General features: G+C 48.7%; 3 protein-coding genes. All 3 read right to left on the minus strand.

Annotated elements, in window-relative coordinates; genetic code table 11:
* On the minus strand, positions 1-304 hold a 304-nt coding region (locus ACRC27_RS07925; RefSeq protein ID WP_438639603.1), incomplete at its 3' end, for an ATP-binding cassette domain-containing protein.
* A 12-nt stretch (positions 305-316) separates the two neighbouring features.
* Positions 317-994, minus strand: a complete 678-nt coding sequence (gene modB / locus ACRC27_RS07930) for a molybdate ABC transporter permease subunit (RefSeq protein ID WP_438639604.1) — start codon at positions 992-994, stop codon at positions 317-319.
* Positions 995-1084: 90 nt separating this feature from the next.
* Positions 1085-1463 (minus strand): molybdate ABC transporter substrate-binding protein (modA, locus tag ACRC27_RS07935; RefSeq protein WP_438639605.1); only part of this gene is annotated, 379 nt, incomplete at its 5' end.

A 1463-nucleotide genomic window follows, 5' to 3' on the forward strand; every position in this document is an offset into this window, starting at 1 on the left:
GGATATGGGCATGATCTACGGGCATTAACCCCGCAATAATTTGCAGCAAGGTGGTTTTCCCTGCCCCACTGTGACCAAATATCCCGTGGATTCCGCGCGCAGGCAAGGTGATATCCACATTCAGAGAAAAATCAGACAGCGCTGTATGCACCTGTATCTGCAAGGTTTGATCGTCTGTAACCTGATTTTGGCTTTGGCTTTGGCTTTGGCTTTGGCTTTGGAAAAGAGTATCTGTCGTACATGCTATTTGAGCAGAACTGTTGTTCGAGGTACGCCCCTTTAATTTACGCTGGAAAAATCCCATTCAGATACTCCGCTACCCAATTAACAGCCGACGCTGACGGCGCTGTAACACACCATAAACCAACGTCAGCATTGCTATGGAAAATAGCAATAATCCGGCAGAGAGAGCGTGGGCATTTTGATAATCCATCGCTTCGACATGATCAAACAGCGCAATTGACAACACCTGCGTTTGTCCGGGGATATTACCGCCAATCATCAATACCACGCCAAACTCGCCAATGGTATGAGCAAAACTTAGCGCGGCAGCAATAATAAAGCTGGGGAATGACATCGGCAGCACAATATACCGGAAACGAGCAATACCGTTGAATCCAAGTGTTCGAGCGGCATTGAGCTCTTTATCCCCCATATTCACAAATGCACTTTGCAAGGGTTGTACGGCAAACGGCAGTGAATAGAGTACTGAGGCAATAACCAGACCGGAAAATGAGAAAGCCAGTGTTTGGCCGGTAAGCTGCTGCCAATATGAACCCGGTAAGCTTTGCGGAGAAAATGCCAGTAATAGGTAAAACCCCAGCACAGTCGGCGGTAACACCAATGGCAATGACACCAGAGATTCAATCAGTGGGCGAATACGGCTCTGGCTGCGTGCCAGCCACCATGCCAGCCACGGAGAGAATAGCATCAGCACACAGGTTGTAGAGGCGGCCAGTTTCAGTGTCAGCCAGACCGCTTGCCAATCAGCCACAGACACGGCTCTGCCCTATTCCATAACAAGGAGAGATCCCATAGCAAAAAAAGATCGCACCAAAACAAAAAATAGCTGATAAGGGAGTACTCAAGGCAGCAAATACCCCTGTTCGCGGATCAGCTTTTTGGCCGGTTCGCTGCGTAAAAATGCGCTAAATTGCTTGGCCGCAGCTAAATGAGAGCTAGATGATAAAATCACGGCTTGTTGCGCAATAGCCGGATAACTCTCTGCCGGTAACAGCAATATCTGCCCTTTGGGTTGACTAACCAACACATTCGGATACGCCACTAACCCCATGTTGGCATTGCCAGTATCAACAAACTGATACGTCTGTGAAATATTTGCACCGGTAATTAACGTTAATGTAGGCGATTGCCACGCATTATGTTGTTCTAGCCATGCTTTTGCTGCACTGCCATACGGTGCAGTACGTGGGTTGGCAATTGCCAAACGGCCGCGCCATGCC

This window comes from Plesiomonas sp. (genome assembly GCF_051650925.1).
Lineage (GTDB): Bacteria > Pseudomonadota > Gammaproteobacteria > Enterobacterales > CAMTGL01 > Plesiomonas.